We start from the raw sequence: 22,469 nt of genomic DNA, 5'->3' as shown, positions 1-22,469 counted from the left end.
GCGCGGGTTTCCTCGAAAAATGAATGCACTCTAACAAAGCGCGCAAGCGGCGCCGGTTCAGGTTCGCCGCGGCGGATACAGCGGCGCCAGGCCAGTGTCAGCGGGGCCGGCAGCCGCCGACCAGTGCGGTCCGTCACGGAAGACCCCGCGCAGGCGCGTGCGCAGCGGCGCCAGATCACCCTGCCCGCCCCAGCGGGCCTGTTGCAGGTCCTGCAGCACCTGGCGCTGGGCCGGGTCATCCAACCGCGCGATGACCTGCTCAATGCGTTCAACGCCGGCCATCGCGCATAGCTGAGCTTCTACCTGATCGAAGCCTTCACCATCCAGCGCGCGGCGCAGTTCGGCCAGGCCGGCACGTCCAGTCGCCACAGCCGGCACAGCCCCCCTGCCCGCCTCAGGCGTCGCCACGCGCGGGCGACGGCCACGCTGCCAGCCCCACAGCAGGGTCAGCAGCCACAGCAGCGCCAGGCCGATAGCGGCGCCCATCCATGGCCACGGACGCTCGGCCAGGCCGCTGGCGCGCGGATCGGTAGCCGCGATACGGCTGTCCTGGCCATCGCCCCCCGGCAGCGCAGCATCTGTGTCGATCGGCGGCAGCGGCGCAGGTGAAGCACTGCCACCGCCATTACCGGCTGCGACGGCGAGTGTCAGGTCCGGCAGCTTCGCTTCCTGTGGCTTGCCCGCACGAACATCCCACCACGGCAGGCGCGGCCCCGGCACCACCAGCGAACCCGGCTGGCGCGGCACGATCGAATAACGGCGGGTGATCTTCAGGCGCGGCGTGCTGCCGTTGAAGGTCTCTTCGTACTGCGCCGGTTCGGCGAACACCTGTGCGGCGCTGCCGACGTCGGGCACCGGCAGGTCGGTGAACTGCGCGCGGGTGGCACCGTCGGCAATCGCCTCGACCACCACGTTGGCCGCCTCACCGGTACGTGCGCTGGTCGGTGCACTGGTGTAGCGCAGCTGCAGGCCCTGCAGCGGCAGCCACGGCTGCGGCGCCTGTGCCGGCTGTGCCTGTACCTGCAACGTGCGGTCGGCGCCGGTGGCATTCATCCGCCCGTCGCCGCCGCCAAAGAAGTCGTCGAAGAAGCCACCGGCACTGCGCCCACTGAAACGCGCACCGGCCAGCCGAAGTGCACCGCTGCGCTCAGGAATCAGCAGGAAGCGCCGCTCGACCACGTTGTAGCGGCGGCCATTGACCTGCCGCACATCGGTGCGGTCATCGCCCACCCGCTGCAACGACGCACCGGCCGGGGTATCCAGCACCAGTTCGCCGGAGGCCAGCTGCGAAGCGAAATACAACCGCACCACCACGCCTACGCTCTGCTGCACATACGGCGTCTCGTCATCGACGACGGTTTCGATGAAGGCCACTGCGTTGCTGTCGGGGCCGGCCACGGCAGCGGCATCCACCTGCAGGGTCAACGGCGCAGTACGTACGCTGCCCACCTGCAGGCCCGGCACCACCAGTGCACCGCTACGCCGCGGCGTGAGTGCCACGCCATACAGATTGCGCTGCTGCATGCTGCCATTGCTCCACTCCACCTGACGGCTGCTGGTCTGGCCGCTGAGATCGAAGTCGGTACGCAACGGCGTGAAGTCTGGCGCGCCCTGATCGCTCTCGACATTGAGGGTGACCGTGTCGCCCATCGCGATGCGGTCGCGGTCCAGCCACGCGCGCGGCTGCGCCCACGCCAGCAGCGGCAGCCACAGCAGTAGTGCCGCCAACACCTGCAGCGGCCAGCGCCCGTGCATGTTCGTCGCCCGCGTCATCGCCCTTCCCTCTTCCTGCGTTCGTTTTCCAGCTGGAACTTGGCCCGCAGCAATGCGCCCGGATCATCCGGTACGCGCCGCATCCACGCCTCCACCGCCTGTTGCTCCTCGCGTTGGCGCGGGGTGGTGCCGTCGCTGCCTGGCACGGGCTTGCCATCCTGTTCGCCCTTACCCTCACGTGCCTGCTGCATTGCCTGCTGCATGCGCTGGCGCTGCTGCTCATCCGCCTGGGCCTGTGCCTTGGCATCCTCCACCTGTGGTGGCGCCTGCTGTCCATCGCGCCCGCGCTCGCCGGGCTGCGGGCTCGACGGGTTCTTGTCGTCACCGGGCTTGGGCTGCCCCTGCTGGCCCGGTTGCGGCTGGCCCTGGCCGGGATTCTGCTGGCCCTGCTGCGGCTGCTGGCCCTGCGGATTCTGCTGCCCCTGGCCGTTCTGCGGTGGCTTCTGCTGCCCGTTCTGCGGTGGCTTCTGCTGATCCTGGCCTTTGCCACCCGACTGCTTGCGCTTGCGCGCGGCATCGACCACGGCGCGGTTGGCGACCGCGTCGGCCATGCCGGGATGCAGTGCCAGCGCGCGGTCGTAGGCGGCAATGGCTTCGTCGTAGTTGCCTTGGCGGGCCAGTGCATTGGCCAGGTTGTACCAGCCCGCATCGCTGTCGATGCCCTCGAACTGCTTGCGGGCACTGGCGAAATCGCCATTGCGGTACGCCTGCGCACCTTCGGCCAGACGCTGGTGCTGCACCTGGTCGGCGCGCTTCCAGAGTGTGCCCTGCACCGGCGGTGAAGCCGGCACGGCGGGTGCCTGCGCCTGCACATCACTCATCCACGGCAGCAGGCCCACCGCCAGCACCGCCGCCAGCAGCGCGCGGCGGCGGAAGGCCAGTAGCGCCAGCAGCATCACCGGTGGCAGCAGCCAGAACCCTTCATCACGCCATTGCTTGCCCTCCCCGGGCCGCTGCGCCGCAGTACCTTCGCGTGCATCCAGTACACCCAGTGCGCGCAGATCACTGTCATCGGCGGCGATGCGGGCATAGCGGCCACCACCGGCCGTAGCCACCGCACGCAGGCTGCCTTCATCCAGCGTGGCCTGGCGGATCTGCCCACTGCCATCCCGGTACGCCGCACCGGCAGATGTGCCCAGGCCCAGTACCGACACCTGCAGGCCGAGGCTGCGCGCCTGCGCGGCGGCCAGTGCCGCTTCATCATCCGCCTGATCGCTGACCAGCAGGATCTGCCCCCGCAATGCCCCGATCTGGCGCATCAACCGCGTCGCCCAGTCGATACCGCGGTCGGCACGCTGGCCGTCGCGTGGCATCACATCCGGCGACAACGCGTCCAGATACAGCGCAACGTTGCTGCCGTCGTCGGTCAGCGGCGCCACGGTGTAGGCATCCTCGGCGTAGACCACCAGGCCCACCTGTCCGCCCTGGCGAGCACGCAGCAGCTCACCCACTTTCGCCCGGGCCTGCAGCAGGCGCGACGGCGGCAGGTCGGTGGCATTGATCCGGCTGGACAGATCCAGCACGACCAGCAGCGGTGCGCTGGCCTGGAACATCGGCTGTGCCTGCTGGCGCCAGCTCGGCCCGGCCATGGCCAGCGAGGCCAGCGTCCAGCCCAGCAGCACGGCCCAGGGCAGGCGTGCACGGCGGCGCGTGCCCGCAGCCAGCAGATGCGGCAACAGGTGGGCATCGACTGCTGTTCGCCACACATCGCTGCGCCGCTGCCGGTACAACGCCAGCGCGAGGATCAGCGGCAATGCCAGCAAGGCCCACAGCCATTCCGGGCGCAGGAAGTGCAGCGCATTCCAGTCGGGAAGATGGGATGCCAACGCGATCATCGGCGGCGCTCCGGCCACACCCATGCCAACGCACCCAGCAACAACGCCAGGCCCAACGGCCAGGCATAGCGCTCCTCGCGCGGTCGCAGGCTTGGCCCCTTCGCCGCGATCGGCTCCAGCCGGTCCAGTTCGGCGTAGATGCCGGCCAGCTGCGCGGTATCGCGGGCGCGGAAGAACTGGCCACCGGTCATGCTGGCAATCTTTTTCAACGTGGCCTCGTCGACCGGATCCTGGTCGGCGGAAATGGGAATGCCGAACAGGCGCATGCTGCCATCGCCACCAAACGCGACGGTGTGGATGCGTACACCTTCGGCGCGGGCCACTTCCGCCGCACGCAGCGGCTCCAGCACCCCGGCGTTGCTGACGCCGTCGGTCAGCAGGATCAGCACGCGCTGCCCCTCCGGTTGGCTGCGCAGGCGTTTCACTGCCAGGCCGATGGCATCACCGATGGCCGTCTCGCGCCCGGCCAGGCCGACCACGCTGTCGCGCAGCTGGTCGCGCACGCTGGCCAGATCGGCAGTAAGCGGCGTAAGCGTGTAGGCGCGGTCGCCGAAGATCAGCAGGCCGATGCGATCACCGGCACGACGATCAAGGAAATCGGCGAGCACGGCCTTGGCCGCGGTCAGGCGATCCACCGCCTGCCCGCCCAGCAGCATGTCGCCCTCGCCCATGCTGCCGGACACGTCCATCGCCAGCATCATCTGCCGGCCCTGCTGCGGCGGGGTGATGGCCTCGCCCAACTGCTGCGGGCGCGTGAGTGCGATGCACAGCGCGCACCAGCCCAGCCACAACAGCAGCGTGCGCAGCCACGACACATCGACGCGGCCGCCACCGGCCAGCGCTTCCAGTTCCGTCGCTGCATAGGGCACGCGCAGCGCAGCGCCGGGGTCGGCACGACGCTTCCACCAGCGCATCAGCAACGGCAACGGCAGCGCCAGCAGGGCCAGCGGCCACGCCAGCTGAAGGTCCGGCCATGGCCAGTAACTTGCCAGCAGGTTCATCGGCGGCGCTCCAGCAGCATGGCCAGGTAGCGCTCGCGCGCCCAGCTGCGCAGCGCCGCCACATCGTTGGCGTCCACCCGCGGGCGATAGGCACCTTCGGCCAGCAGACTGCGACGTGCCGCGGGCAGCGTGCCTTCCGGATCCACGCGCTGCCACCAGGCGTCATCGCGCAGGGATTCACTGCCGGGCTGTGCCTGGCGTGCAGCGCGACGCAGCAGCCCTGCGATCGCCGCCAGTTCGGCAGCCGCATCGGCGGTGGTTGCCAGCTCCTGATCAAACAGCTGCAACCAGCGCTGGCGGCGTCGGCGGCGCTGCCACCACAGGAAGGCCATCGCCGCCAGCAACAGCAGCACCACGCCGCCGATCATCAGATAGCCCGGTGCCGGTGGCCACCACGATGGGGCCGGCGGCAGCTGCACATCGCGCAGCGGCAGGTTCGCGCTCATGCCGGCACCTCGGTGGGTGATGGTGCCAGCCAGGCATCGCTGGGCGCATCGGTGGACAGCACCTGTACGTCGACGCGGCGCGCGCCGAGCTGGCGCCGCAGTTCCTGCAGCGGCTCGACAAAATGCGCCTGCCAGTGCGCCTGCACTTCGCTGCGGCGCAGGTCGAGGCCGATGCGCTGGTGCAGGGTCTGGAACTGCAGCGCGGCCGACGGAGGCTGCAGTTCCAATGGATCGACCAGCAGCACCAGGCTGAGGTCATGGTGCTGGGCCAACGCGCTCCAGCGCGCAGGCGGAATACGGATGGCCTGCTGCGGATCGGCCAGCACCAGCACACGTGCACCGGGACGCAGGACGCGACCGGCATGGTCCAGCGCGCGTTCCAGGCCAAGGTCATCGGCCGGGGGCTGCGCATACCAGCGGGTGAGCGCATCCAGCACGCGCAGCACGCCGCGCGGGCCTCCTGCCGGTGCGATCGGGGGTTCACGGTCGCTGCCACGCAGGGCTCCGATGCGATCGCCACGACGTTGCGCCGACCACGCGGCGACGGCGCCTGCACGTGCGGCCTGCACCGATTTGAAGCGCACGCGGGTGCCGAAGTACAGGGCCGGCGAGGTATCGGCCACGATCAGGCTGACCCGCTCGCGTTCGGCCTGGAACAGTTTGGTGTGGGCACGACCGGTCCGTGCGGTCACCCGCCAGTCGATATGCCGCGCATCATCACCGGCCACGTACTCGCGTGACTCGGCATATTCCATGCCACGCCCACGCAGCGGTGACGGCGCCTGCCCGGCGTTGCCGGCACGGCCACGGCGTGGCGGCGGCGGACGCTGTGCAAGGCGGCGCAGCGCCACCAGTTCGGACAGCTGCGGGCGCAGCCCGTCACCGTCGCTGACGGAGGAGGCGTGGTGCAGGGATGGATCGGTCATGCGCAGGCTCAGGGTGCCGGCACCCGGGCCAGCAGCTCCTGCACCAGGCGTTCGCCATCCCAGCCTTCGGCAGTAGCTTCGTAGCTGGGCAGCACGCGATGGCGCAGCACGTCAGCAGCGACCGCACGCACATCATCAGGGGTGACGAAATCGCGGCCGGCCAGCCAGGCGCGCGCACGCGCGCAGCGTTCCAGTGCGATGGAACCGCGCGGGCTGGCGCCCCAGGCAATGCGGCGGCCAAGGCCAGCGTCATAGCGCGCCGGATCACGCGAAGCCAGCACCAGCTCGATCAGGTAGCGTTCCAGCGCCGGCGCCATGTGCAGGTCCAGCACTTCGCGGCGGGCATCGAACACATCCTGCATCGGCAGCTTTTCCGGCGCCGGTGCGGCTTCGCCCAGTGCGCCACGGGCGCGCTCGCGGGCCAGGCGCAGGATCTCCGATTCGGCAGCCTGGTCCGGGTAGCCGATGCGCACATGCATCAGGAAGCGGTCCAGCTGTGCTTCCGGCAGCGGGAAGGTGCCTTCCTGCTCGATCGGGTTCTGCGTGGCCATCACCAAGAACAGCGGCGGCAGCGCGTAGGTGTGGCGGCCAACGGTAACCTGGCGCTCGCCCATCGCTTCCAGCAGTGCGGACTGCACCTTGGCTGGCGCGCGGTTGATTTCATCGGCCAGCAGGATCGGGTGGAAGATCGGTCCGGGTACGAATTCGAAGCGGCCTTCCTGCGGGCGCCAGATCTCGGTGCCGGTCAGGTCGGCCGGCAGCAGGTCCGGGGTGAACTGCACGCGGGCGAAGTCAGCTTCCAGGCGCGAGGCCAGCGCGCGGATCGCCGTGGTCTTGGCCAGGCCCGGAGCGCCTTCCACCAGCAGGTGGCCATCGGCCAGCAGCGCGATCAGCAGGCGTTCGACCAGTGCCGCCTGGCCGACGATCTCGGCCGACAGGGCATCGCGCAGCTGGGTGAAGGCGCCATGCAGGCGGGAGGTGGCCGGCGCGGGCGGCGGCGAGACGGTTTCGGGCATCGGCGGTGGCAGGTTCATGGGGGCCTTTGACCGGCGCGGGACGGCACGGGTTCCCGACATCATCGCAGGGTGCCCTGCGATTGGCATCAAGAACGGCTGAACGGCCCATCCACGCATGGTGTGGATCTACTGGGCTATCCACGCATGGCGTGGATCTACTGGACATGGGCGGCGTGGATCTACGGGTGGAAACGAAGAAGGGCCGCGCATGGCGGCCCTTCTTCGTTTCGCGGGTGGCGCGGGCTCAGTTCTGCTTGGCCACGCGCAACACCTTCGGCGTCACGAACACCAGCAGCTCGGCCTTGTCCTTGTTGCGGCCGCGCTTCTTGAACAGGTTGCCCAGGAACGGCACGTCGCCCAGGAACGGCACCTTGCTGATGCTGCTGCGGTCGGTGAACTCGTACACGCCACCGATGACCACGGTCTGCCCATCCTCGACCAGCACCGCGGTGTTGACCTCGCGGCGGTTGATCGACGGCACCGTGCCGTAGCCCTGCAGTTCGATCAGGCGGTCGACTTCATCCTTCTTCACCTGCATGTTGAGGAACACGCGGTTGTCGTTGGTGATGGTCGGGGTCACCCGCAGTTCCAGCACCACTTCCTTGAACTGCACGTTCGGGGTGGAGCCGGCGCCACCGGCAGCACCGGTGCCGCTGATGGTGACGTAGCCGATTTCCTTGCCTTGCTTGATCATGGCCTCGCGCTGGTTGGTGGTGACCACGCGCGGGTTGGAGATCACCTCACCTCGCGACTCTTCCTGCATGGCCGACAGCTCCACGTCCAGCAGGTAGCCTGCGTTGAGGATCGACAGCGCCAGCGAGCCGGGGTTGCTGGCCGTAGCCACCGGCAGGTTCCAGTTCAGGCCGCGCTTGATGGTCGGGCCGCTGGGAACCGGGGCCGGGCCGACGCTGCCACCCGCCTGCCACTCACGGACCGCCTTGGCGTTGGCCAGTGCCGTATCGACCTGCGACTTGCGGGTTTCCTCGTTGGCAGCGAGGCTGCCGCTGAAGTACACGTTGTCGCGGCTGCCGCTGATGCCGAACTTCGCACCCAGCTCGCGGGCGAAGGTATCGGTGGCGATGACAATGCGGCTTTCGATCAGCACCTGGTCAACCGGACGGTCGATCACACCGATCAGCTCACGCATGCGCGCGATCTTCTTCGGGATGTCGCTGATCATCAGCGTGTTGGTGCGCTCGTCGGCCACGATACGGCCGCGCGAGGACAGGAAACCACTGTCTTCCTGCGACGAACCGCCACCACCGCCATTGCCGCCGCCACTGCCGCCGCCGATGCCCTTGGCCTCGGTCAGCGCTTTGAAGATCTGCGTGGCGCTGTGGTAGTTGATCTGGACGTAATCGGTGACCAGGTCTTCGCGGTTCTCGATGGCGATGCGCGCGTCTTCCTTCTCCTGCTCGAACTTGGCCAGCTCAGCCTGCGGAGCGACCCAGATCACGCTGCCATCGCGACGCTTGTCCAGGCCCTTGGCGCGCAGCACGATGTCCAGCGCCTGGTCCCACGGCACGTTGACCAGGCGCAGGGTCACATTGCCCTGTACCGAATCGGACGCCACCACGTTGAGATTGGATTCTTCGGCGATCAACTGCAGCACGGTGCGCACCGGCACGTCCTGGAAGTTGAAGGTCACCGGCTTGCCGGTAAAGCCACGCTGCCCCACCGCCTTGGCAGCCTGGGTGACGCTGCCGGCGGTGACCGCGCCCACCGCGGCGGGCGCTTGCCGCGGGCTGATCTCCACCACGTACTCGTTGCCGCTCTGGTAGGCCAGCGACTCCACCGCGCCACCGGTACTGAGCACCAGCTGGGTACCGGCACCGGACGGCTTGGCGTCGATGCGCTGCACCGGCGTGGCGAAGTCGGTGACGTTCATCGGCTTCTGCAGGTTGGCCGGCAGCCGGGCGTTACCGACATCGACCACCACGCTGTTGCCCTGCGTCCGCAGGTCCGGGACCGCGCCCTGGCCGTCGAACTGGACGATCAGGCGCCCGGCGCCATCATCGCCGCGCTTGAAATCGATCTTGGCCACCGACAGGCCCGCCGGCGCTGCCGCCGGTGCCACGGTGGCGCCCACCGGCTTCTCGGCCGGTGCGGCGGCCAGCGCCGGAGCGCAGGCCAGCATCAGCGCGACTCCCAACGCGCTGACACGGTTCAAGGTAGAGCGCCGGATGGGACGCAGCCCCTTGGCTTGGTGAAAGGTCATCGTGCTATCCCCAGTAAACGATCATTGATCTTCAAGCGAGAGCGTTGCCGGCCGTTCCAGCCAGCCGCCCGCGCCATCCGGCACCAGTTCGATCAGCTCCACGTGGTCCTCGAAGACCGCCGTGACCCGCCCGTCGCTCTGCCCCAGGTACCCGCCCGGGCGTACCCGGTAGGTCACCTTGTCCGGCCCCATCACCAGCGCCACGGTAGCGGCGCCGGTGCCGATGGTACCGACCATGTCCAGTGCATCCAGCGGGAAGCCTTCCAGCGGCTCCTTGCGCCGGTTCGGATCCGGACGCAATCCGCCATTCCCCTGCTGCGGATTGGTCCAGGCATCGGTGAACGGGTCGCGCAGACCCTGTGCGGAGTATTCGAAGGTTTCGAACTGCTGCATCACCGGCAGCGGCTCCAGCGGCTGCGCCGGTCGGGCACGCTCGCCTTCCACCCACTTTTCAAGGTTCGGCGCATCACCCGGCGTGCTGGTCACATCGCGGCCGCACGCGGCCAGCATCAGCACGACGGCTGCCATCCCACAACGCGCAAAGAGGGAACGGATCACTTCTTCTCCTCCTTGCCGGCGTCAGCCGCCTGCTGTGCCTGCACCTCGGTCTCATCCAGATAGCGATAGGTCTTGACTGTGCCGGACAGTTCCAGCGCACCGCTGCGGGCGTTGCCGCTGGCCTTGTCCTTGGGCTTGAGGTTGATGTCGTGCATGGTCAGGATGACCACGCGCGGCAGCGACGCCACGCCACTGACGAAAGCACCGAACTGGTGGTAACTGCCCACCATGCGCAGCTTGATCGGCTTTTCGGCGTAGAACTCCTTGACCTGCTCCTGCTCCGGCTCGAACAGCTCGTTGGTCAGGCCGCTGGACAACGCCGTCTGCGAGATGTCGATGATCAGGTCCGGCATTTCGGTCTTGCTGGGCAGCTGCCGCAGCATCTGCTGCAGCACCTGTTCCATCTGTGCCAGCTGCTGCTTCAGCGGTGCCAGGTTCACCGCGCGCTCCTGCTGCTTGGTGAACTCGGCACGCAGATCGACTTCCTTCGATTCCAGGCCGGCCAGTTCCTCGCGCTTGCCACTGATCAGCAGCATCCACGCAACGAACATGATCACCAGCGCCAACAGCGAGCAGAAGACGATCTTGGCCTTCTGCGGCCAGTTGCCGATGTCGTTGAAATCCAGGTTCTTCAGATCGATTTTCTGGCTCATGCGCGACCCCCCTGCAGCGGGGCGTTGAAGGCCTGCGGCGGCTGCGCCAGGCGGCTGCCCTCGGGCTTCGGCGCAGGCTTGGCAGCCGGGGCTGCCGGCTGGTTCGGCGCGGCCGGGGTGGCAGCAGGTGCGTTGACCGGCGCGGCGGTGGGGGCGGGTGCAGCCGGAGCAGCAGCGGGCTGGCCTGCGGCCGGTGCAGCAGGCGCCGCTGCATCCGGGCCGGCGGCAAGCGGGGCCACTGCGGGGGGAGCCGGCGTTGCCACCGAACCATCGGCGTTGAGGCCTGGCGTACCGGCCACTTCCTCACTCTGTGCCGGCAGCTTCACCTTGACCACGAACACATAGGGCAGCGCCTTGATGTCGGCCAACGGGCCAACCTTGCCGTCCTTGTCCTTCTCGGGATCACGCGCTTCGATGATCGACAGTTCCGGGTTGGTCATCCAACCGGAGGTCTCCAGGTTGCGCATGTACGCCGAAACACGGGCGTTGGACTGGGTGCGGCCTTCCAGGGTCAGCACGTCGCCTTCCTGCTTCAGCGCGGTCAGCACCAGGCCATCGGGAATCGTGCGCACCAGCGCATCGAACAGGTGCACCATCTGCGAGCGCTTGGCCTGCAGTTCCTCAATGACCTTCTTGCGGGCCAGCAGGCGTTCCTTCTGCGCGTCGAGGCGGTCGATCTCCTTGTTCTGTTCCTTGACCTTTTCGATCTCGGCTTCCAGATAGGCGTTGCGGTCCATCTGGCCGCTCACCTGGCGGTCGTAATAGAACCAGATCACCAGCGACAGCAGCAGGCCACCGATCGCGGCCATGCCCAGCATTGCGTAGAACTCGCGCTGGCGTTGCTTGCGCCGCTCGGCGCGCCAGGGCAATAGATTGATGCGTGCCATCAGTCGAAGCTCCTCAGCGCCAGACCGGTGGCGATCATCAGCGCGGGGGCATCCTGGGCCAGCGCATGTGCGTTCACCTTCGGCCCCAGGGTCATCTGCGCCAGCGGGTTGGCGACCACGGTCGGCACGCCCAGCTGTTCCTCGACCATTTCCGGCAGGCCGCCGAGCACGGCGCAGCCGCCGGCCAGCACGATGTGGTCAACGCGGTTGAACTCGCTGCCTGCGTAGAAGAACTGCAGCAGGCGGCTGATCTGCTGGACCGTGGCTTCCTTGAACGGCTCCAGCACTTCCATCTCGTAGCTTTCCGGCAGCCCACCCTGGCGCTTGGCCAGGCCGGCTTCCTCGTAGCTCAGGCCGTAACGGCGCATGATCTCGTCGGTCAGCTGCTTGCCACCGAACACCTGTTCGCGGCTGTACAGGCTGCGGCCGCCGCGCAGGACGTTGAGGGTGGTCATGGTGGCGCCGATATCGACCAGCGCGACCACGCCCTCGATGGACACCGGCAGCTCACTGGCCACCAGGGCGTAGGCGTTCTCGACCGCGAAGGCCTCCACGTCCATCACCTTGGCCTGCAGGCCCCCCAGTTCCAGGGCCGACTGGCGCAGTTCCACGTTCTCCGAACGCGACGCGGCCAGCAGCACCTGGACCATCTCCGGGTTGTTCGGGATCGCCCCGATCACCTCGAAGTCCAGGTTCACTTCCTCGATCGGGTACGGAATGTAGTTGACCGCTTCCAGCTCGATCTGGGCTTCCATGTCGTTTTCGTCGAGCTCGGCCGGCATCGGGATCACCTTGGTGATCACCGCCGAACCGGCGACGGCGGCAGCGGCCAGCTTGGCCTTGCTCCCCGAGCGGTTCATCGCACGGCGGATGGCCTCACCCACGGCCTCCACTTCCACGATGTTCTTCTCCACCACCGCGTTCGGCGGAAGAGGTTCCACGGCGTAATGTTCCACACGAAAACGGTTGCCACTGCGGGACAGCTGCAAAAGCTTTACCGCAGTCGAACTGATGTCGACGCCTACAAGCGGCGACTGACTTTTTGGGATGAGCCCCACGGTTTCTCCCCTGCCGACGGGCACTTGGACGCAAGACCTGCGCCCGAGCATTAATAACGTATTCTTAGCAAATGGCAACGGCCCTGCTGTGAAGTCCCTCACGGATTCACCATGCAGCCCCTGACTGTTCCCCTTGCGCTCCCCGGCGACGACCCCAGCCGCCACCTTGCGTAATCTATACTCTGCGACCACGAAATTCGCAATCGGAATCTGAACCCGATGACTCGACTCCGCCGCTGGCTGCGCTGGATCTTCCTGATTGTCCTGGTCCTGGCGCTGATCGGCGCGGCCGCCGTAGGCGGTCTGTACTACGCCGTGTCCTCCAAGCTTCCCGACGTGCAGACCCTGCGCGACGTGGAAATGCAGGAGCCGATGTACGTCTACGCTGCCGACGGCAAGCTGATGGCGGTGTTCGGCGAGACCCGGCGTACCCCGATCACCATGAAGGACGTGCCCGAGCGCCTGAAGCAGGCCTTCCTGGCCACCGAGGACGCCCGCTTCTACGAGCACGGCGGCGTGGACTACATGGGCATCGGCCGTGCGGTGTGGCTGCTGGCCACCACCAACGACAAGCGCGTGCCGGGTGGCTCCACCATCACCCAGCAGGTGGCCCGCCAGTTCTTCCTCAGCTCCGAGTACAGCTACACCCGCAAGCTGGCCGAGATCCTGCTGGCGCGGAAGATCGAGTCCGAACTGAGCAAGGACGAGATCTTCGAGCTGTACCTGAACAAGAGTTTCTTCGGCAACCGCGCCTACGGCGTGGCCGCTGCCGCCGAGTTCTATTACGGCAAGAAGCTGAACGAGCTGGACCTGGACGAGATGGCCTCGCTGGCCGGCATCCCCAAGTTCCCGTCCTCGGGCAACCCGATCTCCAACCCGGAGCGCGCCCGCCAGCGTCGTGACAACTATGTGCTGCAGCGCATGGCCGACCTGAAGTTCGTCAGCCAGGCCGAGGCCGACGCGGCCAAGGCCGTGCCGATGCACGCCACCGCGCATGAGCCGCCGGTGCAGGTCGATGCCCCGTACGTAGCCGAGCTGGTGCGCCAGGAAATGATCGCCCGCTTCGGCGGTGACGTGGTCAACAAGGGCTACCACGTCACCACCACGATCGATTCGACCCTGCAGACCGCCGCCAACCAGTCGGTGCGCGACGGCCTGCTGCTGTACGACCACCGCCACGGCTGGCACGGCGTGGAGAAGCAGGTGCAGGTGGGTGCCGGCGAAGACGCCGCCGCCCTGGCCGAGCACCTGCGTGGCCTGTACGGCCAGGCCGGCCTGCTGCCGGCCATCGTTGCCAGCACCGGTGCCGATGGCAGCGCCACCGTGGTGCTGGCCAACCGCAGCGAGATCATGCTGCCGGCCGGTGCCGCCAAGTGGACCAACAAGACCCCGGGCAAGCTGGTGCAGCGCGGTGACATCGTGCGCGTGCGTGCCGGTGCCAAGGAAGGTGAGTGGCTGCTGGATCAGCTCCCGCGCGGCCAGTCCGCGCTGGTCTCGCTGGATGCCCACAGCGGCGCGCTGAAGGCGCTGGTTGGCGGTTTCAGCTTCTCCGGCAACAAGTTCAACCGTGCCACCCAGGCCCGCCGCCAGCCGGGTTCGAGCTTCAAGCCCTTCATCTACGCCGCGGCCTTCGACAAGGGCTACAACCCGGCCTCGATCGTGCTCGACGCCCCGGTCGTGTTCCGCGACCGCCGCGGCAAAACCTGGGCCCCGCAGAACGACGGCGGCGGTTTCCGCGGCCCGATGCGCCTGCGCGAAGCGCTGGTGCAGTCGCGCAACCTGGTCTCGGTGCGTCTGCTCGATGGCATGGGCGTGGACTACGCGCGCAAGTACATCAGCGAATTTGGTTTCGCCGAATCGGAGCTGCCGCCGAACCTGTCGATGTCGCTGGGTACCGCCTCGCTCACCCCGCTGTCGGTGGCCCGTGGCTACGCTGTGTTCGCCAACGGCGGCTCGCGCGTGGACACCTGGCTGATCGACCAGGTGAACGACCGCGACGGCAACCTGGTGTTCAAGGAAAACCCGGCGATGGCCTGCCGCGACTGCGCCGGCAGCAGCGACCAGCCGGTCAACCAGGTGGTGGACGGCTTCAACTTCGGCGCCCCGGCCCCGAAGGTGGACCCGGCTGCTGCGGCCAAGGCCGAAGCCAAGGCCGAGACCCCGGCCGCGCCGGTCAACCCCGATGCCCGCACCGCCCCGCGCGCGATCGACGCCCGCACCGCCTACCAGCTGGTGTCGATGATGCGCGACGTGGTCCAGCGCGGTACCGGCGCCCAGGCCAAGGTGCTCGGCCGCGAGGACGTGGGCGGCAAGACCGGCTCCACCAACGACCACCGCGATGCCTGGTTCTCCGGCTTCGGCGGCCCGTACGTGACCACCGTGTGGGTGGGCCGCGACGACTTCCGCTCGCTGGGCTACCGCGAATACGGTGGCAAGGCCGCCCTGCCGATCTGGATCGACTACATGCGCACCGCGCTGAAGGACACCCCGATTGCGCAGAACGAACCGCCCAGCGGCATGGTCCAGGCCACCCTCAACGGCGCGACCGAGTGGGTGAAGGTGGAAGACATGGACCGCCTGACCGACTACGACCTGAACCTCAATACGCCGCAGGCCGACGCCGCCGCGTTCGATATCTTCTGAGGAAGGATTCGGTGGGTGCCAACCGTTGGTTGGCACTGCCCTTTGTAGAGCCGAGCCCATGCTCGGCTTCGGGGGCCCACGGTAGAGCAGCCGAGCATGGGCTCGGCTCTACAGGATCAACGGCACCCTTTTGCCGTGGTAGATGCCAACCTTGGTCGGCACCTACCAAAGCGTTGGTGGGTGCCAACCGTTGGTTGGCATCTCTGCGCCATACCCACGCAGATGTCACATCCCTGCGCTACTCTGTAGCCAGGTCGCAACAGGGAGTCATCGCATGCATCGCGCCCGTCAGCATGCTGCCAGCCAGACCCGCGAGCGGCGCCACCGCCTCGCCCACGAAGCCGCCCGCCTGATGGCCGAAGGCGGCATCCGCGACTACCACCAGGCCAAGTTGAAGGCCGCCAGCCGGCTCGGCATCCACGACGATGCCTCCCTGCCCCGCAACACCGAGATCGAAGACGCGCTGCGCGAGTACCAGCGGCTGTTTTCCGGGCCCCGGCACGGCAACGAACTGCAGCGCCGCCGAGAGGCTGCCATGCGTGCGCTGGAGTTCCTGCACGGCTTCTCCCCGCGCCTGGCTGGCCCGGTGCTGGACGGCACCGCCGACGCCAACAGCCCCGTGCAACTGCACCTGCACAGCGACGACCCGGAAGCCGTGCACCGCTTCCTGGACGAGCACGGCATCCCCGCCGAATCACGGACGCGCCGCCTGCGCCTGGACCGCGAACGCTGCCTGGACGTGCCGGTGTGGGTGTTCAGTGCCGAGGAACTGACCTTCGACCTGGCCGTGCTGCCGTACGACGCTCTGCGTCAGGCACCGTTGTCGCCGGTCGATGAGAAGCCGATGCGGCGCGCGTCTGTCGCGCAGTTGCGGCAGGTGCTGGCCGAGGCCGAGATCACCGCGTACATCGGCGGATGACGGCAGCGCCGGCCCATGGCCGGCGAGCGCAGCAGTACCTGCCTTTGGTGGGTGCGGACCGTTGGTCCGCACCGTGCTTCAGGCAATCGGTTGCTGGCCGAAGAGCAGTCGAGCGCGGCTCGACTCTACAAAAGCTGCGCTACCTGCTCTGGCAGATGGCGCCCATCATGCTCCCGCTACCAGACGAAACGGGTATCGCGCAGCGGGTCGCTGAGCAACTGTGGCAACCAGGGCGCGGGGGCCCGCTGTGGATACTCCCGCATCATATGCGCATGCATGGCCTGCAGGTCCCGCAGCAAGCCGGCCTGAAAGTAGACGTCGTTGAACGTATCCGACCACCCACTCTTCACCCGCTCACGCTCGCCGCCCTTCAAGAGCGGCATCTGGTCCAGCGGCACGTCCAGGATCGTCGCCAGTGAGGCGTTGATCTGCGCATTCTCCACAGCGGCCTTGCGCACGGGGTCCAACCGATCCCGAATCTGCCGGCAGTCGTAGGGGAAGCACCCGCCTGTGACGTTGATGTAGTCAGCGATGTCCGCCAGCATGTCGGCCTTCAGACGCCACACCACCTCGCTGTCCATCACCTGCCGTACCCGCATCGTGCGCAGCGTACTCGCCCGCACGTCCTCCGGCGTGGTGAACTCGGCCCCCCGCGTGCTGCCAGCGTGACGCACCAGCACGATGCGATGGATCGCCTCGCGGGTGACGCCTTCGATGCGCAGCGCCGCGGCTTTCGGTTGCACGCGCGGCGGCGGTACGCCCAGCATCTGCCACAGGTACCACAGCACCAGCAGCAGACCGGCAATGCATAGCCCGCTCATCAGCGTCCACAGGTCCAGGTTCCGGGTGTAGTAGCGAAAGCGCGCCCGCCAGATATAGAACGTGCGATAGCTGACGATTCCACTTACCCATCTGTACATTGCCTTCTCCTCGGCAAGGACCCCGGCGCGGCGGGGTTCATTACGCGCACCACGCCGGGGCCGCATGGCTTACCAGCCGATGCCCACACCCACGCCCATGCTGCGTTCACCGCTGTTGGTGAACGCACCATTGAGGCTGAAGGTGGCTGAGCCCTTTTCGTTGAGTACACGCTGGTAGCCCACCGCCATGGCCGATTCGCCTTCGGCATAGCCCACGCCCGCGCCGAGGCGGTTGTAGGTGGCCAAGCCAGCGGTGTTCATGGCCATGGCCGTCTGCGCGCTGCTCATCGCCGCCATGCGGTTGAAGCGCTTGTCCATCTTGTCCAGGCGGCGTTCGAAGTTGCTGATGGCACCATTGGTGTACTCGTTGGCGCGGGCCAGCATGTCCTCCAGATCACGTGTACTCACCTGCGGCGTGGGCGACGGCGTGTCGTCCTTCTTCGACTTCGGCTGCGGCGTGGGCGACGTGCCCTCGCCTGCCGAGGCCACCTGCGGCGAATCGCTGGCTTCCGGCGTTGGCGTGACCTGTTCGGTGGGCGCGGCCGAACCCGTGGACAGCGCACGCGACCGCGGCTGACCGTCGACGCGTTGCTCCAGCCCGTCCATGCGGCCATTGAGCTGCTGCTGCACGGCATGCAGCTGGCCACCGTTGACCGCCTCGCGGCTGCCGGCAGCGATCAGGCCGTTGGCCACGTTGGAGATGACCATGCCGTTGGCGCCGGCCAGGGTGAGCTGGGCGGTGCCGTCACTGCGGATGGAGGGCGTTTCCTGGAAGACCGAGCGGAGCTGGGTTTCAACGCGGTCCATGCGGGAACCCGTGGTGACTACGGCGGAATCCAGCGTGGTAAGTGCGTCGTTGACCGTGCTCTGGTGCCGGCCCTGGATGTTGAAGCCGGGGGTGGTGACGTTGCCGTTGGCGTCGATGTTGCCGCCGAGGGCGGACAGGGCGCCGCGGAGCTGGCCGATAGTGGCTGCGTCGTTGGTGTTGCGGCCGTTGGCTAAGCCCGTGAGGCGGCGTTTCAGCCAGTCATTGCCGAAGGAAACAGTGTCTGCATCATCGGCGATAGATTGATAGCCGATGGCAACCGAATTGCTGGCATTAGAACGAACCTCACTCCCTGCACCGAGAGCGATGCCCCCTCTAGCAGCCACTTGGGTCCTGCCACCCACAGCGAAACCATCTTCCGCTTGCTCGTGGACGTAGGACGCGCGCCCCAATGCCACCGAATTTTTTCCTTGGGCCGTTGCCCATGCACCTACAGCCACGCCGCCCTCTGAATGCAATGATGCCTTTGCGTTCTTGCCAATCGCCAACCCAGCTGGGCCTGCTTGAGCTGGATACTCCCAATCCTCGGGGATCCAGCCAAATGCGAAGTTGCTGCCCATTTCTTCAATGGAGCTCAGTCGTAGGTTCGTGCTGTAAAGCTGGCTCCCACGCACCACATCCGAACTATCCGCGGAGAGACGCGCATCGGCGACACCGGTCAGGCGCGCGCCGCCGAAATCGATGAGAGCCCCATCGCTAATCTCAGTCAGCAGATTCTTCTGATCCAAACTCCAATCGCGCTGAACTGCATCAAGGTCGCGTCTGTTACGCTCGATCTTCTGCTCCGCAGCATGCAGCTGATTGCCAGTCACCGCATCACGACTACCTGCAGCAATGCGTCCATCGGCCAGATTCGACAGAACCATGCCCTGCGCACCTGCCAGATTCAGCTGGCCAATTCCATCCACTCTAGCTGACGGCGATGGCTGGAACGTCGCGCGCAAATGATTTTCGATACTCTCTACGCGGCTATCAGCTCTGACTACTGCGCCATCCAGGACGGCCAAAGCGTCTCCGACGTTATTCTGCGTTCCGCCCTGCATTCCATAGACAGGAGCTACAACGCTACCATTTGAATCGACACCTGCACCTCCACCAAGAGCAGAGACAGACTCGCTCAACTGCGCGATGGTTGCGGCGTTGTCACCGGAGGTACCCCGCGCAACATTCGTAAGCCTGCGCTTCAGGGTTGAGCTCCCTATGGATACCACTCGCTCCTCCTCGGCGATCGAATTTGCACCAAGTGCAACCGAGTTAAAGGCACCAGCCCTCACCTCTGAGTATGACCCCAAGGCGACGCCCTGGTCCTGAGCAACCGAAGCGCCAGCACCCAACGCGAAACCCGCATCAGCAATTTCCTCAACTAGCGAGCCACGACCCAGTGCGACTGAGTTTTTGCCCAATGCAGTGGAGTAGCTGCCAACTGCAGTCCCTCCCTCTGTTCGGAGCGACGCCTGCGCACCATTTCCAAGGGCGACGCCAAACAGACCGGATTCTGCATCCATAGCTCCAAGCTCTTTGCCGAAGTCAATGAAGCGATCCTTCAACTCAAGCGCTCCAATCCGAGAGTTGGTCGCAAACAACTGCCCGCCATTCACCGCATCCGTGCTGGTCGCAGAACTGACATCCCCCGCTGCCACCCCCGATACGCGCGCACCTTCCATGTCCACCAAGCGACGATCAGCACTGAACTTGACCACGCCATCCAGATCCGGATCGAAGTTATCGAAGTCCGCACGCAGCGCATCGATCTCGATCCGGTTGTCGGCGATACGCCCGTCCTGATCCGTCAGCTGCTGCGCGTGCCCAGCCAAAGCCTGTCGCTGTGTCTCCACCGTGGCATTGGTCGCAAACAGCTGCTGCCCGGTCACCGCATCGGTGCTGCCTGCACTCAGCGTGCCGTTGGCGATGTTGTAGACGCGTCGCTTGGCTCCGGTCTTGTTGGCGACATCCACAATGGTGCCGGTGTTCTCTGCACCCAGACGGACATTGCCACTGGCAGACACCTGGCCCACCAGTCCGCCCAACGCATCAGCCTTCTGCACAGCGCCATCAGCCACGCCACGGGCGGCGTCGGCCGCCGTTCTCGCCGCGGTTGCCGCCGTGCGCACACTGGTCACTTCGCTGTTGGTGGCATTGAGCTGCTGCCCGGTCACTGCATCCGTGCTGGACGTACTGAGCACGCCATTGGCCAGATTCTGCAGCTTGCGTTTGGCGCCGGTTTTGTTGGCCACGTCGACGACGGTGCCGGTGTTGTCTGCACCCAGGCGCACGTTGCCGCCTGCCGATACCTGCCCCACCAGGCCATCCAACACCGCCACGCGCGCCTGCGCACCGTCCGCGGTCGCCTTCACAGCAGCCACGCTGGTGTTGGTGGCATGCAGCTGCTTGCCGGTCACCGCTTCACTGCTGGACGTACTCAGGGCGGCATCCGCCACGTTGACCACTTTGCGCTTCAACGAACCGTTGCCCACCGAGACCTGATTGGTCCCAGTCGTGGCTGAGCCATTGCCGAGCGCAACAGCGCCCGCATGTGCCGCATTGGCACGATCACCAAGGGCCAACGCGCTCTGCGCCGTGGCGCTGGCCTGATTGCCCACTGCCGAGGCATACAGGCTGCTGGCTAGGGCGCCGCGCCCGACCGCCGTTGCCTGGTTGGCCGACGCGTTGCTCTGGAAGCCCAGAGCGGTGGCGTGCGTGCCTTTACCAGACGCCTCATGGCCAACGGCAACGCCTCGATCACCCGTTGCGACGGCATCCAATCCAAGCGCCACCGCACCGTTGCCACTGCGGGTGCCAGCACCGATGGACACACCCGCGTTGCCACTGATCTTGTTGCCCGCGTCATCCACTGTCGCGCGAGCGTCTGCGCCCATGGCGACGCTCTTGCCGTTGTAGGCTTTGGCGTTGTTACCCAGCGCCGTACTGATGCCGTAGCTGGCCTGCTCCGCGACAGCTCCCGCGCCCAGGGCCACGGCGCTGGCGTTCAGCCGCGCAGCCGTTGCGTCGGCTGCAGCCTGCGCCTTGCTGACATTGGTATTGGTTGCGTTGAGCTGCTTGCCCGTCACCGCCTCGGTGCTGGTCGTGCTCAGCGCCCCATCCTTCAGGCCAGAGATACTGCGAACTGCATTGGACTTGTTGCGCACATCCAGCACGGTGCCGGTGTTCTCGCCGCCAAGGCGCACGTTGCCACTGGCCGAGACCTGGCTGACCAGGCCACTGACCGCATTGGCCTTGGCCAACGCTGTGTTGGCATTGGTATTGGCCGTATTGGCCGTGGACTGTGCTGCCGCGGCTGTCGTCTTCGCTGCGTCGGCAGCGGTCTGGGCCCTGGTCACGTTGGTGTTGGTGGAATTGAGCTGCTTGCCGGTAACCGCATCGGTACTGGTACTGGACAGCCTCGCATCGGCCAGATTGACGATCCGGCGCTTGGTGGCCCCGCTACCTACCGAAACCGTATTTGCTTCGGTCGCAACAGAACCCCGACCCAGTGCAATGGCGCCGGCAGCACTCGTGGATGCGCCGTAGCCAATGGCAATGCTGTCGTGGCTGGCAGTGCTGTTACCGCCGAGGGCAATGGCGCCGTTGTATCCATCTGCGCCCGCGCGCGAATCGGCGCCAATCGCTATCGCGCCCTCGGAACTTCCATTGTCGACACGAGAGCCACTACCTACCGCGACACCATTGCGTCCATTTACATAGGCCGAATTCCCATAGGCTGTCGCACCAATGCCCACCGCACTCGAACGAGTGCCGACGGCGGTTGTGTGAGTACTGCCAGCCAGCGCTTCGAAGCCAACGGCAATTCCATACTCATCACTGGCCAAGGCATATTTTCCAAGGGCAGTCGCTCCTCGCCCTGATGCCTGAGCCCCGCGCCCCATGCCAAGCGCGCCCTCGCCCAACGCCCGCGCTTCATAGCCCAGGGCAATAGCATCATTCTCGGCCTTGGACAGACCGCCCAGTGCGATTGCCCCCGTCCATCCATCCGAGCCGGCAAACGAGCCCCCGCCGATGGCGATGCGAGACACGCCAGCGGAACTGTCCACGGTCTTTGCACTTCGCCCAATTGCTATGGCGTCGTCGCCAATGGCCGTTGCGTGGTTGCCCACTGCGATTGAGTATGCACCGAATGCCTTGGAGACGGGGCCCACCGCCGTCGCGTACTTTGCTGTTGCCTGGCTCAGATACCCGAGCGCGTGAGCGCTATCTGCAGATGCAACGGCCGAGCTTCCAAGCGCGACCGACGACTGCCCACTGGCGGCGGCCTGGCTTCCAACAGCAACTGCACTCGTGGCGGACGCCTTTGAATCCCTGCCCATCGCTATGGCGAAGGACTCGGTTGCCTGAGCGTTGGCACCTGCAGCAACACTCCAGGATGCACTGGCAAGCGCCCTCCAGCCAAACGCAGCGGAGTAGAAGTCCTCGGATCTCGCGTTAGGTCCCACGGCCGAACTTCCATAGCCATTGGCCTTGGCTTGATAGCCAAGCTCCAACGCAAGTCCGCCTGCACGTGGCGTAGCTGAGAACAGCGAGTATGCGGAAGAGGATCCTGCGCGCCCCCCCGCGTTCAGGCACAGCGCCTGCCAGATCGATTCATCGCATTCATCAGCCGCAATGATGTCGCCGGCTTCCGCTGAGGGAACCGCAAGAACAAGCCCAAGCAACACTGCGCCTGCAACCGTTGACCGCGGCTTACCTGCGGTCGACGCCAGTTCGCTGGCGACAACCCAGCATTGACGGGTTCGATTCCACACACGTCTATAGATATGGTTCATTGCTTACTCCTT

General features: G+C 66.5%; 15 protein-coding genes. 2 read left to right on the top strand and 13 right to left on the bottom strand.

Annotation, left to right across the window (positions count from 1 at the left end; genetic code table 11):
• Window positions 1–57: 57 nt before the first annotated feature.
• The 11 genes from RI032_RS12980 to RI032_RS12930 form a co-directional block, all read right to left on the bottom strand.
• Window positions 58–1,773, bottom strand: a complete 1,716-nt coding sequence (locus RI032_RS12980) for a BatD family protein (protein WP_322547107.1) — start codon at window positions 1,771–1,773, stop codon at window positions 58–60.
• Window positions 1,770–3,608 carry a tetratricopeptide repeat protein gene (locus RI032_RS12975; protein WP_057502250.1) on the bottom strand — a complete coding sequence of 613 codons (1,839 nt, stop codon included), beginning with the start codon at window positions 3,606–3,608 and terminating at the stop codon, window positions 1,770–1,772. Before RI032_RS12975 ends, RI032_RS12980 begins: the two co-directional genes overlap by 4 nt.
• Entirely contained in the window at window positions 3,605–4,609 is a 1,005-nt protein-coding gene (locus tag RI032_RS12970) for a vWA domain-containing protein (protein WP_322547106.1), read from the bottom strand. Before RI032_RS12970 ends, RI032_RS12975 begins: the two co-directional genes overlap by 4 nt.
• Entirely contained in the window at window positions 4,606–5,055 is a 450-nt protein-coding gene (locus RI032_RS12965) for a DUF4381 family protein (protein WP_322547105.1), read from the bottom strand. Before RI032_RS12965 ends, RI032_RS12970 begins: the two co-directional genes overlap by 4 nt.
• Entirely contained in the window at window positions 5,052–5,981 is a 930-nt protein-coding gene (locus RI032_RS12960; protein WP_010484067.1) for a DUF58 domain-containing protein, read from the bottom strand. Before RI032_RS12960 ends, RI032_RS12965 begins: the two co-directional genes overlap by 4 nt.
• An 8-nt stretch (window positions 5,982–5,989) precedes the next feature.
• The gene (locus RI032_RS12955; RefSeq protein WP_019659996.1) at window positions 5,990–7,015 is read right to left on the bottom strand and encodes an AAA family ATPase; all 1,026 of its coding nucleotides are present in this window, start codon (window positions 7,013–7,015) and stop codon (window positions 5,990–5,992) included.
• A gap of 226 nt (window positions 7,016–7,241) precedes the next feature.
• Window positions 7,242–9,215 carry a type IV pilus secretin PilQ gene (locus RI032_RS12950; RefSeq protein ID WP_049437119.1) on the bottom strand — a complete coding sequence of 658 codons (1,974 nt, stop codon included), beginning with the start codon at window positions 9,213–9,215 and terminating at the stop codon, window positions 7,242–7,244.
• 21 nt (window positions 9,216–9,236) lie between these two features.
• On the bottom strand, window positions 9,237–9,743 hold the full coding sequence (locus RI032_RS12945; RefSeq protein WP_010484064.1) for a pilus assembly protein PilP: 507 nt from the start codon (window positions 9,741–9,743) through the stop codon (window positions 9,237–9,239).
• A 26-nt stretch (window positions 9,744–9,769) separates the two neighbouring features.
• Window positions 9,770–10,426, bottom strand: coding sequence for a type IV pilus inner membrane component PilO (locus RI032_RS12940; RefSeq protein WP_049410131.1), 657 nt, complete (start codon window positions 10,424–10,426; stop codon window positions 9,770–9,772).
• A complete protein-coding gene (locus RI032_RS12935) occupies window positions 10,423–11,313 on the bottom strand; it encodes a PilN domain-containing protein (RefSeq protein ID WP_322547104.1) in 891 nt (296 codons plus the stop codon). The genes RI032_RS12940 and RI032_RS12935 overlap by 4 nt, the downstream gene beginning before the upstream one ends.
• On the bottom strand, window positions 11,313–12,371 hold the full coding sequence (locus RI032_RS12930) for a pilus assembly protein PilM (protein WP_010484061.1): 1,059 nt from the start codon (window positions 12,369–12,371) through the stop codon (window positions 11,313–11,315). The genes RI032_RS12935 and RI032_RS12930 overlap by 1 nt, the downstream gene beginning before the upstream one ends.
• A 219-nt stretch (window positions 12,372–12,590) precedes the next feature.
• Between RI032_RS12930 and RI032_RS12925 the strand changes: the two genes are divergently transcribed.
• Entirely contained in the window at window positions 12,591–15,014 is a 2,424-nt protein-coding gene (locus tag RI032_RS12925; protein ID WP_322547103.1) for a penicillin-binding protein 1A, read from the top strand.
• 274 nt (window positions 15,015–15,288) lie between these two features.
• Window positions 15,289–15,933: a hypothetical protein gene (locus RI032_RS12920; RefSeq protein WP_279939327.1), complete on the top strand. Its 645-nt coding sequence runs from the start codon at window positions 15,289–15,291 to the stop codon at window positions 15,931–15,933.
• Between the two features lie 176 nt (window positions 15,934–16,109).
• On the opposite strand, the gene RI032_RS12915 is transcribed toward RI032_RS12920, so the two are convergent.
• Entirely contained in the window at window positions 16,110–16,853 is a 744-nt protein-coding gene (locus tag RI032_RS12915; RefSeq protein WP_049453335.1) for a hypothetical protein, read from the bottom strand.
• A gap of 69 nt (window positions 16,854–16,922) precedes the next feature.
• Window positions 16,923–22,457 carry an ESPR-type extended signal peptide-containing protein gene (locus RI032_RS12910; protein WP_322547102.1) on the bottom strand — a complete coding sequence of 1,845 codons (5,535 nt, stop codon included), beginning with the start codon at window positions 22,455–22,457 and terminating at the stop codon, window positions 16,923–16,925.
• Window positions 22,458–22,469 lie beyond the last annotated feature (12 nt).

Origin of the sequence: Stenotrophomonas geniculata (assembly GCF_034508895.1) — a bacterium.
In the GTDB taxonomy this organism is placed as follows: Bacteria; Pseudomonadota; Gammaproteobacteria; order Xanthomonadales; family Xanthomonadaceae; genus Stenotrophomonas; species Stenotrophomonas geniculata.
The sequence above is the reverse complement of the archived record's forward strand: the minus strand, read 5'-3'. Positions and strand labels throughout refer to the sequence as shown.

Coding starts and splice junctions, on each gene's coding strand:
- RI032_RS12980 (WP_322547107.1), bottom strand. CDS start 1,773: ATGACGCGGGCGACGAACATGCACGGGCGCTGGCCGCTGCAGGTGTTG.
- RI032_RS12975 (WP_057502250.1), bottom strand. CDS start 3,608: ATGATCGCGTTGGCATCCCATCTTCCCGACTGGAATGCGCTGCACTTC.
- RI032_RS12970 (WP_322547106.1), bottom strand. CDS start 4,609: ATGAACCTGCTGGCAAGTTACTGGCCATGGCCGGACCTTCAGCTGGCG.
- RI032_RS12965 (WP_322547105.1), bottom strand. CDS start 5,055: ATGAGCGCGAACCTGCCGCTGCGCGATGTGCAGCTGCCGCCGGCCCCA.
- RI032_RS12960 (WP_010484067.1), bottom strand. CDS start 5,981: ATGACCGATCCATCCCTGCACCACGCCTCCTCCGTCAGCGACGGTGAC.
- RI032_RS12955 (WP_019659996.1), bottom strand. CDS start 7,015: ATGAACCTGCCACCGCCGATGCCCGAAACCGTCTCGCCGCCGCCCGCG.
- RI032_RS12950 (WP_049437119.1), bottom strand. CDS start 9,215: ATGACCTTTCACCAAGCCAAGGGGCTGCGTCCCATCCGGCGCTCTACC.
- RI032_RS12945 (WP_010484064.1), bottom strand. CDS start 9,743: ATGGCAGCCGTCGTGCTGATGCTGGCCGCGTGCGGCCGCGATGTGACC.
- RI032_RS12940 (WP_049410131.1), bottom strand. CDS start 10,426: ATGAGCCAGAAAATCGATCTGAAGAACCTGGATTTCAACGACATCGGC.
- RI032_RS12935 (WP_322547104.1), bottom strand. CDS start 11,313: ATGGCACGCATCAATCTATTGCCCTGGCGCGCCGAGCGGCGCAAGCAA.
- RI032_RS12925 (WP_322547103.1), top strand. CDS start 12,591: ATGACTCGACTCCGCCGCTGGCTGCGCTGGATCTTCCTGATTGTCCTG.
- RI032_RS12920 (WP_279939327.1), top strand. CDS start 15,289: ATGCATCGCGCCCGTCAGCATGCTGCCAGCCAGACCCGCGAGCGGCGC.
- RI032_RS12915 (WP_049453335.1), bottom strand. CDS start 16,853: ATGTACAGATGGGTAAGTGGAATCGTCAGCTATCGCACGTTCTATATC.
- RI032_RS12910 (WP_322547102.1), bottom strand. CDS start 22,457: ATGAACCATATCTATAGACGTGTGTGGAATCGAACCCGTCAATGCTGG.